This is a genomic window from Streptomyces sp. NPDC012827 (assembly GCF_042900905.1).
Lineage (GTDB): Bacteria > Actinomycetota > Actinomycetes > Streptomycetales > Streptomycetaceae > Streptomyces > Streptomyces gulbargensis.
This window is the reverse complement of sequence record NZ_JBIBBY010000006.1, coordinates 231,796-248,040: the sequence shown is the minus strand read 5'-3', so window position 1 is coordinate 248,040 and position 16,245 is coordinate 231,796. Positions and strand designations below refer to the sequence as shown.

General features: G+C 75.0%; 14 protein-coding genes. 4 read left to right on the top strand and 10 right to left on the bottom strand.

All coding sequences use genetic code 11. The features are described from left to right. Positions 1-3 precede the first annotated feature (3 nt). The 5 genes from ACFY60_RS15805 to ACFY60_RS15785 form a co-directional block, all read right to left on the bottom strand. Positions 4-630, bottom strand: a complete 627-nt coding sequence (locus tag ACFY60_RS15805; RefSeq protein WP_388614257.1) for a DinB family protein — start codon at positions 628-630, stop codon at positions 4-6. 282 nt (positions 631-912) lie between these two features. Next, the gene (locus tag ACFY60_RS15800; RefSeq protein WP_388614254.1) at positions 913-2,880 is read right to left on the bottom strand and encodes an ABC transporter permease; all 1,968 of its coding nucleotides are present in this window, start codon (positions 2,878-2,880) and stop codon (positions 913-915) included. A gap of 94 nt (positions 2,881-2,974) precedes the next feature. Then, positions 2,975-3,373, bottom strand: a complete 399-nt coding sequence (locus tag ACFY60_RS15795) for a molybdopterin-binding protein (protein ID WP_388614251.1) — start codon at positions 3,371-3,373, stop codon at positions 2,975-2,977. Between the two features lie 151 nt (positions 3,374-3,524). Then, positions 3,525-4,025 (bottom strand): Lrp/AsnC family transcriptional regulator, encoded by a 501-nt coding sequence (locus ACFY60_RS15790; RefSeq protein ID WP_386335766.1) that lies wholly within the window; start codon positions 4,023-4,025, stop codon positions 3,525-3,527. Between the two features lie 157 nt (positions 4,026-4,182). Next, positions 4,183-5,766 carry a polysaccharide lyase family 1 protein gene (locus ACFY60_RS15785; protein ID WP_388614248.1) on the bottom strand — a complete coding sequence of 528 codons (1,584 nt, stop codon included), beginning with the start codon at positions 5,764-5,766 and terminating at the stop codon, positions 4,183-4,185. 616 nt (positions 5,767-6,382) lie between these two features. Here ACFY60_RS15785 and ACFY60_RS15780 point away from each other — a divergent pair. Continuing rightward, positions 6,383-7,888 carry an FUSC family protein gene (locus ACFY60_RS15780; protein ID WP_388614719.1) on the top strand — a complete coding sequence of 502 codons (1,506 nt, stop codon included), beginning with the start codon at positions 6,383-6,385 and terminating at the stop codon, positions 7,886-7,888. Positions 7,889-8,539: 651 nt separating this feature from the next. Further along, complete coding sequence (locus ACFY60_RS15775; RefSeq protein WP_388614246.1) at positions 8,540-9,637, top strand: lactonase family protein; 1,098 nt, start codon at positions 8,540-8,542, stop codon at positions 9,635-9,637. A gap of 79 nt (positions 9,638-9,716) precedes the next feature. Here the strand turns inward: ACFY60_RS15775 and ACFY60_RS15770 are convergent, their stop codons facing one another. Both ACFY60_RS15770 and ACFY60_RS15765 read right to left on the bottom strand, forming a co-directional pair. Continuing rightward, positions 9,717-10,637, bottom strand: a complete 921-nt coding sequence (locus ACFY60_RS15770; protein ID WP_388614243.1) for a sirohydrochlorin chelatase — start codon at positions 10,635-10,637, stop codon at positions 9,717-9,719. 124 nt (positions 10,638-10,761) lie between these two features. Then, a complete protein-coding gene (locus ACFY60_RS15765; protein ID WP_388614716.1) occupies positions 10,762-11,763 on the bottom strand; it encodes an N-acetylglucosamine kinase in 1,002 nt (333 codons plus the stop codon). 134 nt (positions 11,764-11,897) lie between these two features. Between ACFY60_RS15765 and ACFY60_RS15760 the strand changes: the two genes are divergently transcribed. Continuing rightward, positions 11,898-12,575 (top strand): uracil-DNA glycosylase, encoded by a 678-nt coding sequence (locus ACFY60_RS15760; RefSeq protein WP_386335762.1) that lies wholly within the window; start codon positions 11,898-11,900, stop codon positions 12,573-12,575. Positions 12,576-12,647: 72 nt separating this feature from the next. Here the strand turns inward: ACFY60_RS15760 and ACFY60_RS15755 are convergent, their stop codons facing one another. Together ACFY60_RS15755 and ACFY60_RS15750 are read right to left on the bottom strand one after the other, a co-directional pair. After that, on the bottom strand, positions 12,648-13,790 hold the full coding sequence (locus ACFY60_RS15755) for a WD40/YVTN/BNR-like repeat-containing protein (RefSeq protein ID WP_388614240.1): 1,143 nt from the start codon (positions 13,788-13,790) through the stop codon (positions 12,648-12,650). A gap of 60 nt (positions 13,791-13,850) precedes the next feature. Further along, positions 13,851-14,933 (bottom strand): NADH:flavin oxidoreductase/NADH oxidase, encoded by a 1,083-nt coding sequence (locus tag ACFY60_RS15750; RefSeq protein ID WP_388614238.1) that lies wholly within the window; start codon positions 14,931-14,933, stop codon positions 13,851-13,853. 124 nt (positions 14,934-15,057) lie between these two features. Here ACFY60_RS15750 and ACFY60_RS15745 point away from each other — a divergent pair, with 124 nt between their 5' ends. Then, positions 15,058-15,444 carry an ArsR/SmtB family transcription factor gene (locus ACFY60_RS15745; RefSeq protein WP_388614237.1) on the top strand — a complete coding sequence of 129 codons (387 nt, stop codon included), beginning with the start codon at positions 15,058-15,060 and terminating at the stop codon, positions 15,442-15,444. Here ACFY60_RS15745 and ACFY60_RS15740 read toward each other — a convergent pair. After that, positions 15,422-16,072, bottom strand: coding sequence for a DUF305 domain-containing protein (locus ACFY60_RS15740; RefSeq protein ID WP_388614235.1), 651 nt, complete (start codon positions 16,070-16,072; stop codon positions 15,422-15,424). The genes ACFY60_RS15745 and ACFY60_RS15740 overlap by 23 nt on opposite strands. Positions 16,073-16,245: the final 173 nt, after the last annotated feature.

The window sequence follows — 16,245 nt, the reverse complement described above, 5'->3', positions numbered from 1 at the left end:
GCGTCAGGGCGCGGTGTGCGACAGCCGGTACAGGTCGCGCAGCAGGGCGATCTCGGCCCCGTGGTGCAGGAGTTCCTGGTTCACCCACCAGACGACGTCGAGGAACGGCTCCTCCGGGTCGCTGCCGTACGGGTAGGCGCTGTGGCCGATCGTGTCGAGGGCCGCGTCGTCGGCGGCCACGAGCGCCGCGCGCCAGGCACCGGCGGCCCGGTCGAAGTCGGCGACGGCCGAGGCCGCGTCCCCGCTCACCCGGAAGTCCTCGCGGGTCATGGTGCGCCCGCCCGCCGTGTGGTCGGCGCGCAGCGCGAGGAGTTCGGTGAGGTGGCTCAGGCGCCACGCGATCGTCGTGAACGGCGGCGGCACCGGATGCGGCGGCGGCGTCGCGTCCCGCCCCCACGGGCCCGCCCCCGTCAGCAGCTCCGCCCGCGCCCCCGGCCCGTCGGCGTGCCGCCGCACCGACCAGCAGCCCGGGGCCGGCTCCCAGAAGTACTCGGCATCGGTCATCGCACCCACGGGTACGTCCGTCCCGTTGCCGCTGTCCATGACCGGACCGGTCATCCGGTCCAGCAGCCGCCGCCGGGCGAAGTCGAACTGGTCGAGGAGGGGCACGAGTCGCGCGGGTACCGCCATGGGACGCTCCGGATCACGGGGGACAGGCCGCCCGTACCCTGCCACAGCGTCCGTGCCACCGCCCGCGAATTTTGGGTGCGGGGATGAAGGGGGACCGCGTCGCGCCGGCGCGGCTTCGCGGCATGCGCGCCCGTGCCCCGCCGAGGCCCGGCATGCCCGGAGTTGCCGAGCGCGGCGCACCGGTGACCACCACAGGGGGAGAGACCCCGGCCCGGGGCAAGGGCCGCCCCGGGCCGTTCGGACCGTAGTGCTCGGCTCCGCGCACCGGCGCCGTCCTCGCCGTCACAGCGGGACGACCGTCACCTCCGTCGCCTTCACACCGGCCCAGACCGGAACGCCGTCCGCCAGGCCCAGTTCGGCCGCCGCCTGCGGGGTGATCTCGGCGACGAGCGGCGGCACCCGGTCCGAGGTCACGAGCACCCGCAGCCGGCTGCCGCTCGCGGTGATCTCGCGTACGGTGCCGGGCCAGACGTTGCGGGGGCTGCCGCCGGGCTTGTCCCGGTGCAGGGCCACCGCCTCGGGCGCGATGATCGCCAGGGCCCGCGTCCCGGCCGGCGGCGGCTCGGCCGCGACGAGCACGCCGCCACCGTCCACCGTGAGACCCCCCGCGCCCGAGGCGACCGGCCAGGCGTTGCGGCCCAGCATCCGTGCCACCCACGGCGAACGCGGATGACGGGAGACCTCGGCGGGGGAGTCGTCCTGGAGGGTGTGGCCGTCCTGGAGGACGAGCACCCGGTCGGCCAGCGAGACCGCCTCCACCGGGTCGTGCGTGACGATCAGACACACCCCGCCGAACCCGGCGAGATGCGTGCGCAGGGTGTGCCGCACATGCGCCCGGGTCGTCTGGTCGAGCGCGGCGAGCGGCTCGTCGAGCAGCAGCAGCCGGGGCCGGACCGCCAGCGCCCGGGCCAGGGCGACCCGCTGGGCCTGCCCGCCGGACAACTGGCCAGGACGCCGGTGGGCGAGCTGCCCCACACCGAGCCGGTCGAGCCAGCGCTGCGCCTCGCGCCGCGCCTCGGACCGGGACACCCCGCGCGCCCGGAGGCCGTACGCGGTGTTGGCGAGGGACGACAGGTGCGGGAACAGTGCCCCGTCCTGCGGCACCCACGCCACCTGCCGCCGGTGCGGCGGCAGCGCCGTCACGTCGTCGTCGCCGAGGCGCAGCGCGGCACGGGCCCGGGGGGTGAGGCCGAGGAGCGCGCGGAGCAGGGTGGTCTTGCCGGCGCCGTTCGGGCCGACGACCGCGATCGTGGTGCCGGGTGCGGCGTCGAGGGTCAGCTCGGTGAAACCGTGGAGCTCGGCGTGCAGGGACCAGCGCCCGCCGTCCGGAGCGGCCCCGGCGCCCGCCTCTCCCGCTCCCGTTCCCGCTTCCTGCGTCTGCGCCCCGGTCCCGTCCGGTGCCGAGGGAGGGGAGGTACGGCGCGGCGCCGGCGATCCGGTCCACCGCCCCCGCAGCGCGACGAGCACGGCCATGGCGATCACCAGCAGCAGCAGGGAGACGGAGGTCGCCGCCTCCGGTTCCTCCTGGAGCAGCAGATACACCTGGAGCGGCAGCGTCTGCGTGGTGCCCGGAAGATTGCCGGCGAAGGTGATCGTCGCGCCGAACTCGCCGAGTGCCCGCGCCCACGTGAGCGCCGCCCCGGCGAGCAGCCCCGGGGCGACCATCGGCAGGGTGACGGTGAGGAAGACCCGGAGCGGCGAGGCGCCCAGGGACGCCGCCGTCTCCTCGTACCGGGGGCGCAGCCCGCCGAGCGCGCCCTCCAGGCTGATGACCAGGAACGGCATCGCGACGAAGGTGGCCGCGAGGACCGCGCCCGAGGTGTGGAAGGGCAGCGTGACGCCGAAGGTCTCCTCCAGCCAGGGGCCCAGGATCCCGCGCCGCCCGAAGGCCAGCAGCAGCGCCACCCCGCCCACCGTGGGAGGGAGCACCATCGGCAGCAGGACCAGGGAGCGGACGAACGCCTTGCCGCGGAACGGTACCCGGGCGAGCAGCCAGGCCAGCGGCACCCCCAGGACCAGCGACAGCGCGAGCGCCCAGAAGGACACGACGAGGGAGAGCCGGAGGGCCTCGACCGTGCCCGGCCCGGTCAGGTGCGCGCCGAGCGAGCCCCACTCGGTCCGGACGAGCACGCCCACCAGCGGCAACACCAGCAGGGCGACGGCGAGCAGGGCGGGCACGGCGAGCGCGAGAGGGGTACGGGGGCCGGCGGCGCGGGGTGCGGCCGTACGGCGCGGGTGCGGGCGTCTCATCGTTCGTTCCTGGAGGGTGCGGGAGGGCGACGGCGGCCGGGCGCGGGCGTCCCCGGGGCGGCCGGGCGGCGGGCCGCGGCACCGGCCGGGCGGGTCACGCCCGGTCGATGTGCACGCTGGTCGACTTCACGCGGGCGGTCGCGCGCATGCCGACCTCCAGCCCCAGCTCCTCGACCGCCTCCCGGGTGAGGAGCGAGACGAGCCGGTGGGGACCGGCCTGGATCTCGACCTGTGCGGCGATGTCACCGAGCTTGACGCCGGTGATGATCCCGGGGAACGCGTTGCGGGTGGAGGTGTACGGCTCCTCCTCGTCGCCCCGGTCGGCGCTCTGCGCGACTTCGACGGAGAAGGCGGCCAGGTCGCGGCCGTCGATGAGGCGCCGGCCGTTCTCGTCGCGATGGGTCGCCACCCGGCCGGCGTCGGCCCAGCGGCGCGCGGTGTCGGGGCTCACGCCCAGGAGCCGCGCCGCCTGACCGATGGTGTAGGACTGCATGCGCGCCACGCTAGGCCGCCCCGGCTCCCATCTGCAATCCGCGCCGCCACATCTCGTCGCATCTGCCATCGGTCTGGGAGGAAGCGACGAAGCGGAGTAGCCCCGCGCGCGGGAGGGGACCGGCGACGGGCAGGGGGAGGGAGTCGCGAGGTCAGGGACGCGCGGGACGGTCCGGGGCGGGCCGCGTACGCCGTCCCACCGCTTCCACGAGAGGCAGCAGCCGGTGCGGCACGCGCTCGCGCAGCGCGATCTCGGTACGGGTGCGGACGACGCCCGGCAGCTGGATCAGCCGCTGGATCACGTCCTCCAGGTGCCCGGCGTCCCGGGCGACCACCCGCGTCAGCAGATCGCCGCCGCCGGTGATCGAGAAGGCCTCCACGATCTCCGGTACGGCCGCGAGGGCGTCGCCCACCTCGTCGAGATGGCCCTGCGTGACCTCGACGTGCACGAAGGCGAGCACCGGATGGCCGAGCGCGGCGGGGGAGAGGACCGGCCCGGTGGAGGTGATCACCCCGTCCCGCTCCAGGCGGTCGATCCTCGCCTGCACGGTGCCGCGCGCGACCCCGAGGATCCGTGCGTACTCCCGGACGCTCGTCCGCGGCTGCTCGATGAGGAGCCGCAGGATCCGGGTGTCCAGTTCGTCCACCGCCATGGTCCGTCACCCTCCCTCTGGCCTGCCCGAAGAGAGTTCGACTGTACCAATGGCCCGATTCCGCCGGGTGGCCCGGGCCACGGACCCGGCAGCCGAGAAGCGGGCCCGGCGAACGGCCCGGCGGCCCCCGAGCGGCGTGGGGCGCCGGGCCGGCCTCCTATCCGGCGTACGTCTCGAACTCGGCCACCTTCGGGACCCCCGAGGCCCCCGTGATCTCGAAGGTGATCTTGCTCAGGGTGGTGCGGGGGACGGTGAGGGCGCCGGCCCCGGTACCGGTCTTCAGGACGGCCCCCGTGTCGCCGTTGAGCACCCGCCAGGAGCCGATGGTGCCCACCGAACCGGCGGCCTCGCGGAGGGTGAGCGCCGAGACGGTGGTGGGGGCGCCCCACTTGACGGAGATGTGGCCGGTCGTCCCGACCGGCGACCAGTACGTGCTCAGGTTGCCGTCCCGCACGTTCCCGTAGCTGGTGCCGTCGGCCTTGCTGGATCCGTCGGAGCCGGCTCCGATGCTGAGGTTGGTGCCGCCCGGGCCCGACGTCGCCGTCGGCGTCGGGGTGGGCGTCGCCGTCGGCCCCGTGGCGGTGGGCGTGGGCGTCGGGGGCGCCGTCGTCGGGGTGGGGGCCGGCGTCTGCGGGGTGCAGGAGCCGTCCGACACCTTGAGACCCGTCTGCGCGCCGGCCGTCCGGGCCACGACGTCCGGGGCGCAGGCGGCCGGGTCCGGCCTGTACGCGTACGGGACGGTGACCGTGGTGGTGGAGCGCGGGTCCGGTCCGGCCGGCGTGTAGTCGGTGCCGGGGGCGGACCAGGTGACGTTGTCGAAGGTGTTGCCGGCGACCTGCCAGTAGCCGGTGGCGTCGGTGTAGAACGTGCCGAGGACGTCCTTCGAGTCCTCGAAGTAGTTGTTCTCCACCTTGGCGCGCGCTCCGGCGCGCGCGTTGATGCCGGACTCGTTCAGCCGCAGGTAGTGGTTGCTGTACATGTGGGCGATGCCGCCGCGCAGCAAGGGGGCCCGGGAGTCGATGTTCTCGTAGCGGTTGTGGTGGTAGGTGATGAAGCCGTTGGAGAGCTCGGTCTCGCTGGAGCCGACGAGGCCGCCGCGCCCCGAATTGCGCAGGACGCTGTAGGACAGCGTCACGTACTGCGTGTTGTCCTTCATGTCGAAGAGGCCGTCGTAGCCCTCGGACTCGCCGCCCGAGGCCTCCAGGGTGACGTGGTCGACCCAGACGTTGCGGACGTTGCTCTCCATGCCGATCGCGTCGCCGCCGTTGGAGACGGGGGAGCCCGACTTCTTCACGTTCCGGACGGTCACGTTCTGGATGATGATGTTGCGTGATTCTCGGATGTGGATACCGAGCTGGTCGAAGACGGCTCCGCTGCCCACCCCGACGAGCGTCACGTTGCTGATCTGCTTGAGTTCGATCACGCCGTCGGCGGTGTTGCAGCTGGTGCCGGAGACCTTGCCGGTGTTGCCGTGGTGGATCGTGCCCTCGACCTCGATGACGATCGGGGTGCTGCTGCTCGCCCGGTTGCAGAGGGCCGCGTGGATGGCGGTGCCGGTCGTGGCCCGGACCGTCTGTCCGCCCGCGCCACCGGTGGTGCCGCCGTTCTGGGAGGCGTAGCCGGTGGCCGCGCCCGTCGCGGCGGCCGAGGCCTCGGGCATGGCCAGGGCCACGCCGGCCGCGGCCGCGAAGGTCATCGTGGCCAGGGTCGCCTGGAGTCGTCGTGCGGCTGGTCGTCGCATGCTGGTCTTCCCCATTCGTGTCGTCGTGATCCCGTTCGGTGGAGCCCCCAAGGGGGGCACGGGATGCCGATGCGCAGGACCGGCCGGCCAGTCCTCGCAAGGGGGAAAGCGCTTTCTGCTGTCGGAGGGTAGGGGCGGGCGGAGGAGCCTGGCAAGGTTCCGGACACGTCCCGTTCCCCTCGGACCGGGCGGCCCCGTGGGGGCGTCGCGGAGCCGCGAGCGCCCGGGTGGTGGAGCGGGCCCGGGCCGAAGGGACGGCGGGGTGGGCGGGGTGCCGTCGGCACGAGTCGACTCCGCCGTGCCCCGCGTGCCGCGCGGCGGCCTTCCCTTACCGGGGGGGGGAGGCGGCTGAGCCGTTGGACGGCTGATGGTCCGATGTGCCCGGACTCGACTGGTCCATTGGCCCAGCCGAACGCCGTTGTGTTGAGCCATGGGTCACCGGGATGGTTTCCTTGGCGTATCCAGGTACTTTCGGCGCCGCGCGGCGCCGGGGCGGCGACGAGGCCGGTCCGGAGCGCGGCGCCTTCGTCGTGCCCGCGCGCTCCCCCCACCCCGGGAGTCCGCGCGGGAGGGCGAACGGCAACACACGAGGGGGCGGCAGACCGCCGTGAAGAGGATGTTCGTGGCTCCGGATCCGGGGCTCGCCCGACTGAGGAACGCGTCGCGTGCCGTTCTCGGCATCGCGCTGGCCGTGGCACTCACCGAGCTGGCGGGGCTCTCGCTGTCCGCCTCCATCACCGGGGGACTGGCGGCCCTGCTCGCGCTGTTCACGGTCACCGACTCCACCGTCCGCGCCCAGGCCGTCACCACGCTCCTCCTGCCGGTGGCCGGCTTCCCCGTCCTCGCCCTGGCCACCGCGCTGCACGACCTGACCCTGCTCCGGGACGCCGCCTTCCTCCTCGTCGTCTTCTGCGGCGTCTACGCCCGGCGCTGGGGCCCGCGCGGCCACGCGCTGGGGATCTTCGCGTTCATGCACTTCTTCACGACACAGTTCCTGCACGCCGTGCCGGGCCAGCTGCCCGAGCTCTACGCCGCCGCGGCCCTGTCACTCGCCGCCGCCGGTGCCGTGCGGTTCGTCCTGTGGCCGCTGGAGCGCCGTACGCCGCCGCCGCCCGCGCCCGCGCCGCTCCCCGGCACCGGCCTCGCCCGCGTGACCACCCGGCAGGCCGTCCAGGCCGCCGTGGCCTGCGCCGTCGCCCTCGCGATCGGCCAGCTGCTCTCGGCCGACCGCTGGTACTGGGCCGTCGGCACCACGTGGTGGATCTTCGTGAACACGGTGTCCCGGGGCGAGACGCTCGTCCGCGGGTTCCGCCGCGTGCTCGGCACCGTCATCGGGATCGCGGTCGGCATGGTCGTCGCCATCCCGCTCGACGGGGCGGTGGCCCCCACCGCCGCCCTGGTGGCCGTCTGCGTCTTCGGGATCTTCTACACCGCGCCCGTCTCCTACAGCTGGATGATGCTCGCCGTCACCCTCATGGCCGGTCTGCTGTACGGGCTCCTCGGCGTCCTCGACCCGGCGCTGCTGCTCCTGCGGCTGGAGGAGACCGCCGTCGGCGCCCTCTGCGCGGCGCTCGCCGTGCTGCTCATCCTGCCCGTCAGCACCCATGCCATCAACGACGCCTGGATCCAGCGGTCCCTGCGGGGCGTCCGCGCCGCCACCTCCGTCTCGCTGCGGCGGCTCGCCGGCGACCCCGACGCCGACCCGGCTCCGCACGCCGCCGAACTGGAACTGCTCCTCGGCCGCGTACGGCTCTCCCTCGCCCCGCTGGTCCACCCCCTGAGCCCCTTCCGTGGCCGCAAGGAACGGGCCCGCCGGGTCCTCGCCCTCCTGGACGAGTGCGCCGAGGAGGTACGAGGACTCGTCGCGGTAGCGGCCGACCCGGCCGCCGGACACGACGAACGGCTCGCCGCCGCGTGCTGGCGCGTGGAGGCGGCCGTGGAGCGCCTGACCGGCCCCGCCGCCGGCCCCGCCGCGGAACCGGAGCCCTCGGCCACCGCCGCACCGGCGCCCCCGGCCGCCGGCCAGGCCGCGCTCGGCCACGTCAGCGGCCTGGAGAAGCTCCTCGTCGCCCTCCACGAGCCCCTCCGCACACCCCCGGGCTCCTTCATCCTCCGCTCCTGACCCCCACGGGCCGGGACACCCGCCGGGGATCTCCCGGGCAGCCGCCCCCGACCGCCGGGCCCGTCCCCGCGCCGAGCGCGCACCGGCACGCCTTCGGTGGCGCCGTGCGCGGGCCGTCGGGCGCCCGCTGGTCCCCGCCGGGCCCGTACCGGTGCGCGCTCCGGTCGCCGACTGCGGGCCATCGGGCGCGGAGGCGCGGCCGCGACTCCGCGCGGGAGGCGCCTGACGGCCGCGGCCGCGCGTAGGCCCACCTCTGGTGGGCGCCGCCTGCCCGGACTCCGCTGCGGCGCGACGGGCGGCGTAGGCGTCGCCGCGTCGGCAGGGCGCCCGACAGCAACCCCGCCGCGCGTACCGGTACGCCCCCCTGGTGGCCACCCGCCCGGGCCCCGTCGCGGCGCCGAGGCGCGCCCGCACCTCCGTCCCGGCAGGGTGCCCACCCGCCCGCCGGTCCGCAGCGGCCGGCCCGCACCTCCGTCCCTGCAGGGCGTCCGGCGGCCGCACCCCCCTCCACCCCTCCCCGGCGGCGCCGGGTCGCCCGAACCCGCCCCTTTGGTCTAGACCGCCTGCTACCGTCGGCCCGACGATCACGGCCGTCCGGACCGACCGGGCGGACGACGCCGGAGCGCGGCACCAGGACAGAGGAGGACCGGCATGGACCAGGCGTGGGGTGGAGGGGCGGAGACCCGGGCCGGTGGGGAGAGCCCGCGCCCCGGGGGCCGGCCCGCCACGCGGGCGTACATCGGGTCGTTCACGTCCGCCGGCGGACGGGGGGTGATCGCCGCCGACGTGGACGCGGCGACCGGCGCGTTGACCGTCACGGGGGCCACCGACGCCGTCGCCGACCCCTCCTTTCTCGCCCTCGCGGGGCCCGTCCTCCACGCCGTCTCGGAGACGGCGCACGGCGCCGTCGCCGCCTTCGACGTCACCGGCCCCGTGCCACGGCTCCTGGGTGAACCCGTCCCGGTCGACGGTGACAGCCCCACCCACCTCGCCCACCACGCGGGCCACGTCCTGACCGCCAACTACGGTTCCGGCAGCGTGAGCGTCGTGCCCCTGGCGGCGGACGGCGGCCCCCGGTCCGTCACCGGCGTACTGCGGCACGACGGCGGCGGGCCCCACGCCGGGCGTCAGGCCGGACCGCACGCCCACCAGGTGCTGCCCGCGCCCGGAGGGCGGTGGGTGGTGAGCGTGGACCTCGGGACCGACTCCGTACGGATCTGCGCGCTCGACCCCGCGACCGGCGCGCTGACCCTCCACGGGGAGACCGCGCTGCGCCCCGGCACAGGTCCGCGTCACCTCGCCTTCCACCCGTCCGGCGGCCACGCCTACGTACTGAACGAGCTGGAACCGACCGTCACCGTCTGCCGCTGGGACGCAGCGGCGGGCGTGCTCACGCCGCTCGGCGAGACCCGGGTCGTCCCCGACGGCACCCCCACGGGCCCGTGCTACCCCTCCGAGGTCGTGGTGGCACCGGACGGCCGCCACCTGTGGGCCGCCGTGCGCGGCGACGACACCCTCGCCGTGCTCGCCCTCGACGCCGACGGCGCGGGGGCCACGCTCGTCACGTCCGTGCCGTGCGGCGGTTCCTGGCCCCGCGACCTCACCCTCGACCCCACGGGGACGCGGCTCTACGCGGCCAACGAACGCTCGGGGGACGTCACCTGGTTCGACCTCGACCCCGCCACCGGGATCCCGGTCCGGGCGGGGGCGGTCGAGGCCCCGGCGGCGTCCTGCGTCGTCCTCGGCTGACCCGCCGAACGCGGCAGGGCCCGCACCGGAGAAGTCCGGTGCGGGCCCTTCGCGCGCCAGGAGCGGCGGACGCCGTCCGTCAGAGCGACGGGGCGCCCTGCGGCTGCTGCGGCAGACCGAGCACCGCCGAGTACTGGGACAGCACCAGCTTGCCGATGGCCGGGTACGCCCCCAGGGCCTCGGCCGCCGCGCAGCCCGCCTCCTTCGACGCCTCGTCGAGCAGACCCTCGGCCAGCTCCGGGCCGATCAGGTACGGGGCGAGGGCCAGCTGCGCCGAACCGGCGCCGCGCAGCTGCTCGGCCACGGAGGCGATGGACCCCTCCTGGTCGAGCGCGGCGGCCATCACCGGCACCGCGAGGCGGGCGGCGAGCAGCATGCCCGTGATCCCCGCCGCCTGCACCGCCTCCTCGCCACCGACCGTGGCCAGGATGATGCCGTCGGCCGCCGTGGCGACCGTGAAGAGGCGGGCGCGGTCGGCGCGGGCCAGGCCGGCCTCCGAGAGCCGCACGTGCAGGGCCTCCGCGAGCAGCGGGTGCGGGCCGAGGACGTCCGTCAGCTCGGCGGTGTTGCCGCTGTCCATGACCGCCTGGCGCACCTGGCGCATCAGGGCGCTGTCGGGGCCGGCGAGCAGCGGCACCACCACCGCGGCCGGGCCCTCGGGGGCGCTGACCTCGCGGCCGGCCGCCACCGCGATCTCGTACCGCTCGGTGCGCAGCCGGTCGGCCGCCGACAGGACGGTCGCGAGCGCCGGGTAGGCGACGTCGTCACCCTCGAGGAAGCCGACCACGGCCTCCAGGCCGGGCAGCTCGGAGCGCGCGATGCTGACGACCTCGTCGGCCAGCGCGCGTATGGCGTCGGACGGCACGCCGGGAACGGCGAGAACCAGCGCGGGAGCGCCCTCGGGCGCCGCCGCGGGTTCGGGGCGACGGTGCCGCCCGGACTGACGGGGGCGCGGCATTCGTACAGGCAGGCCGGAAGCAGGCCCAGTGGGGGAGCTCATGGCGCCGCATGCTACTGGTTTCGTACGACACCGGGTCGGGTGAGGTGCGGTCGAGCGCCTTCCGTCCCCATATGTCCGGTCCGAAGCGCGTGCACCGCCCCCCACCTGGGCGGATACCGTTCGGTCAGCCGAAAAGTCGCAGCAGTGACGGGTCCTCCGGGAGCCCCGGTTCGTCCCGCGCCAGCGCCGCGGCCAGCTCCACCGCCCCGTCCAGCGGATCACCCGCCGGAGCGACCGTCCTGGCGAGTGGCAGCCGCCGGGCGAGCTCGGCCCGCAGCGGTACGAGCAGGGGTTCGCCGATCTTGAACAGGCCGCCCGTCAGGGCGACGGCCGCACCGGCCCCGGGCGGGCACACCGCCTCGGCCGCCTCGGCCACGTGCCGCGCCGCCTCCGCCAGGACGGCCGCCGCCACCGGGTCCTCGGCCGCGCAGATCGCCACCTCCGGCGCGAAGGAGGCCAGGACCGCGGGCCGGTCGGTCCGCGGGTACAGCGTGCCCGGCAGGCCCTGCGCCGGCCCGAACAGCCGCTCCGCCCGGGCCAGCAGGGCCGTCGATCCCCCGCGCCGTCCGTCGTGGGCGCGCAGCGCCGCCTCCAGTCCCGCCCGCCCGATCCAGGCACCGCTTCCGCAGTCCCCCAGGAGGTGGCCCCAGCCGTCCGCACGGCGCCAGGTCCTCAGGTCCGTGCCGAGCGCGATCATTCCCGTGCCGCCCGCCACGACCGCGCCGGGCTTGCGGCCGAGCGCCCCCACGTAGGCGGTGACGGCGTCGCCCGCGAGGGCGAGCCGGCGGGCGCCCCAGGCGGCGGCGAGCGCTCCCGGCAGCTCGGCCCGCAGTTCGTCGCCCAGGGTCGCCATCCCGGCGGCGCCCACGACCACCGCCAGGACCGGCCGCCGCCCGGTGCGGGCGCGCAGGGCGGCGACGGCGGGGAGGACCTGCTCGAGGAAGTGCCCGGCGGAGATCCCGCCCGGGCCCGTCCGGATCGGCTCCCGCGAGGCGGCGCGCTCCAGGACGGTTCCGGTGCCGGCCTCGGCCAGGGCGAGACGGAATCCGGAGCCCCCCGAGTCGACGCCGACGACGAGCCCTCCGGAGGGCTCGTCCACCGGCCCCGTGGGAGCCGGCGCGACCACCTCCGGCAGTTCGGGCAGTTCGGGAAGCTCGGGAGCCACGGAGACCACGGTGCACCGTCCTCGGACTAGGGGAGCGGGGGAGCGGCGGGCAGTTCGGAACCCGTTGTCACTGTAGGCCGGTAGAGTGACGGACCGTGACAGCGCGACCCTTGAACGAACTGGTGGAGCCCGGCTGGGCGGAGGCCCTGAGCCCCGTGGCGGGACGGATCGCCGCGATGGGCGACTTCCTGCGGGCCGAGATCGCCGCCGGCCGTACGTACCTGCCCTCGGGGCAGAACGTGCTGCGGGCCTTCCAGCAGCCCTTCGACGAGGTACGGGTCCTGATCGTGGGTCAGGATCCCTATCCCACGCCCGGGATGGCGATGGGGCTCAGCTTCTCCGTCGCGCCCGAGGTGCGCTCGCTGCCCGGCAGCCTGGAGAACATCTTCCGGGAGCTGCACACCGATCTCGGCCTGCCCCGCCCGTCGAACGGCGATCTCACCCCGTGGACCCGGCAGGGCGTCCTCCTGCTCAACAGAGCCCTCACCACGGCGCCCCGCAAGCCGGGCGCCCACCGGGGCAAGGGCTGGGAGGAGGTCACCGAGCAGGCCATCCGGGCCCTCGCGGCCCGCGGCAAACCGATGGTCTCCATCCTCTGGGGGCGCGACGCCCGCAACGCCCGTCCGCTCCTCGGCGGGCTGCCGGCGATCGAGTCGGCGCACCCCTCCCCGATGTCGGCGGACCGGGGCTTCTTCGGCTCACGTCCGTTCAGCCGGGCCAACGAGATGCTGCTCGGCCTGGGCGCTCAGCCGGTGGACTGGCGCCTGCCCTGACCGGCGTCGCCCCGGGCCGCCCGGCCCTCGGGTCCCGCCGGGGACCGGAGAGCCGGAGAGGCGGGTGCCGGGTCACACCACCGCGGCTCTGACGCAGAGCACGTCGGGGAGGTGTTCGGCGAGCAGCTGCCAGCTGTCGCCGTCGTCGGCGCTCGCGTACACCTCGCCGTTCCGGTTGCCGAAGTAGACGCCCGCCGGATCGGCGTCGTCCGTGCAGAGCGCGTCCCGCAGCACCGTTCCGTAGTGGTCGCTCTCCGGCAGGCCCAGGGTCAGCGGCTCCCAGGTCGCCCCGGCGTCCGCCGTGCGGTAGACCCGGCAGCGGCGCCCGGCGGGGACCCGGTCGGAGTCGGCGGTGATGGGGAAGACGTAGGCGGTGTCGGGGCGGTGCGGGTGCGCGGCCACGGCGAAGCCGAAGTCCGAGGGCAGCCCCTCGCCGATGTCGGTCCAGGCGGCTCCGCCGTCGTCGCTGCGGAACACACCCCAGTGGTTCTGGAGATAGAGCCGGTCCGGGTTCCCCGCGTCCTGGGCGATCTTGTGCACGCACTGCCCGAACTCCGGGTCCGGATCGGGCAGGAAGACCGCGGAGACGCCCCGGTTCGAAGGATCCCAGGAGGCGCCTGCGTTCAGGGAGCGGAAGACGCCGGCGGTCGAGACCGCGACCGTCAGCGCCTCCGGCGTACGCCGGTCCGTGACGACGGTGTGCACGGCCTCGCCGCCTCCGCCGGGCACCCACCGGGAACGGGTCGGATGCTCCCACAGGGGCCGGACCAGCTCGAAGGTCTCGCCGCCGTCCGCCGAGCGGAACAGCGCGGCCGGCTCGGTCCCCGCGTACACGACGTCGGGGGAGTGCGCGGGCGCGGGATGCAGCTGCCAGACCCGCTCCAGGGACGTTCCGGTGTCCTCGGGGAACCGCACCGCCGGACGGGCCGGTTCCGTCCACGTCCTGCCGAGGTCGTCGGAGTGGAAGACCGAGGGCCCCCAGTGGGCGCTGTCCCCGCCGGCCAGGAGGCGCGGGACCGGCCGGCGGGTGTCGATGGCGACCGAGTACACCGCCTGCGCGGGAAAGTACGGATCGTCGTCGAACTCCCACCGGCCCGCGTGCCTGCGGCCGATGAAGAGACCCTTCCGGGTTCCCACGGTGAGGAGTACGTCGGGCATGGCTGCCACCTCCAGGACGCCGTTGTCGCGGATACGGGCCAGTCTGCACCCGGCCACCGACAACGACCTCCGCCGACACTCGCGCCCGCGGGCCGGGCGCGCCCCGGGGGTATCCGGTCAGATCGCCCAGGCGTACGGGGCCGGGGCGCCGATCGTGGCGCCGAGTTCGCGGGCCGCGCGGCGCGGCCAGGAGGCGTCACGCAGCAGCTCCCGGCCGAGCAGGACCGCGTCGGCCTCCCCGTTCGCGAGGATCTTCTCGGCCTGCTCGCTCTCGGTGATGAGCCCGACGGCGGCCACCGGCATGTCCGTCTCCGCCTTCACGCGGGCCGCGAACGGCACCTGGTAGCCGGGCCCGACGGGGATGTCGGCGGGGCCGCCGTTGCCGCCGGAGGAGACGTCGAGCAGGTCCACCCCGTGCTCGCGCAGCAGCCGTGCGAAGCGCACGGTCTCGTCGGCGGTCCAGCCCGCCTCGCCGAGCCAGTCGGTCGCCGAGACGCGGAAGAAGACGGGCAGGTCCTCGGGCCAGACCGCGCGCACCGCGTCGACGACCTCCAGCGCGAAGCGCGTGCGGTTCTCGAAGGAGCCGCCGTAGGCGTCCGTGCGGTGGTTGCTGTGCGGGGAGAGGAACTCGCCGATCAGGTAGCCGTGGGCGCCGTGCACCTCCACGACCTCGAATCCGGCGTCCAGGGCGCGCCGCGCGGCGTCCGCGAACCGGGCGACGATCTCCTGGATGCCCTCGGTGGTCAGCTCGGTCGGCGCCGGGTGGCCCTCGGCGAACGGGACGGGGCTGGGGCCGACGGGCTGCCAGCCGGGGCCGCCGGGCGCGACGGGGCCGCGGCCCTCCCACGGGCGCTCGGTCGATCCCTTGCGGCCGGCGTGTCCGAGCTGAATGCCGGGCACGGTGCCGTGCCGCTTGAGGAAGCCGGCGATCCGGCGCAGGCCCTCGGTCTGCGTGTCGTTCCACAGGCCCAGGTCGTGCGGGCTGATCCGGCCCTCGGGCGCGACGGCCGTGGCCTCGACCAGGATGAGCCCGGTGCCGCCGGTGGCCCGGGAGGCGTAGTGCGCGAAGTGCCAGTCGTTGGCGACGCCCGCGTCCGGTCCGGACACCTCGGCCGAGTACTGGCACATGGGGGCCATCCACACCCGGTTCGGAATGGTGAGGGACCGGAGGGTGTAGGGCTCGAACAGGGCGGCGCTCATGACGGACTCCGTTTCTGGGATGCCTCGATGACCTTCGTACGATACCCATCGTAGTACGGCAACTGTCAAACTACGAAGAGTCTCGTACAATGAATACCGTCCCGGATGAAGTGGAGCCGCGCCCATGTCGACCGCCGCCCCCAGCCCCCGCGTCCTCGCGCACCCCGACCGCGACGAGATCCGTCTCGAAGCGGTCCTGCACGCGCTCTCCGACGCCGTACGGCTGCGGATCGTGCAGGAACTGGCCGACCGGGAAGCCGCCCTGAGCTGCTCGTACTTCGACCTCCCGGTCACCAAGTCCACGACGACGCACCACTTCCGCGTCCTGCGCGAGAGCGGTGTCGTACGGCAGACGTACCAGGGCACCACCAAACTCAACGCCCTGCGCCGGGACGACCTCGACGCCCTCTTCCCCGGGCTGCTCGACACCGTCCTCGCCGCGGCCCTCGCCGACTCCGCACGCCGGGCGCTGCCCGGGCACGGCGCGGTCACATCGAGCGCATCCGGTTGATCTCGGCCGTCTGCTGGGCGATCACGTCGTTCGCCATCTCCTCCACGAGGACGTTGTTGCCCTCGCTCAGCACCTCGGCCGCCATCGTCACCGCGCCCTCGTGATGCGTCACCATCAGCTTCAGGAACAGCTCGTCGAAGGCGGCTCCCTTCGCTCCGCGCAGCTCCGCGAGCTGCGCCCGCGTCGCCATGCCCGGCATCGCGTGATGGTCGTGGCCGCTCTGCTCCCGCGGCCCGCCGTGGTTTCTCAACCAGCCTTCCATCGCGCCGATCTCCGGCCGCTGAGCCGCGGCTATCCGCTCGGCCACCTTCCTCACCTGGACGGAAGCGGCCCGTTCCGGCGCCAGGTCCGTCATCGTCAGGGCCTGGCGGTGATGCTCCACCATCATCTGGACGTAACGGAAGTCCGCGCCGTTCGGCCGCTCGTCGGGCAGCAGCCGGGCCGCCTCCTCCGGTGACATCCGCCGCGCCGGCTCACCGGGCTTCCCCGGCACCACCACCCCGGTACCGGTGGCGGAAGGGCCCTTCGAGGCATCGGCCCCGGTCCCCGACTCGCAGGCGGCCAGGGCGAGAACGGCGACGGCGGAGAGAACGGCGGCGACGGCGGTGCGCCGGTGACGGGTCAGCAAGGGGGCCTCCAGGGGGACGTGCGCTGCGCTGTCAGGGACCGTTCCTAGCACCCTTCGCAGGGTGGGCGATCGAAAACCTTCATGACATCTGTGTTGCCATCTGTTGAGATGTGCACGCCAGGGACGATACTGCCGGGGTCCAACACCCGTTCAGCACTGAACGGAACCCAGGG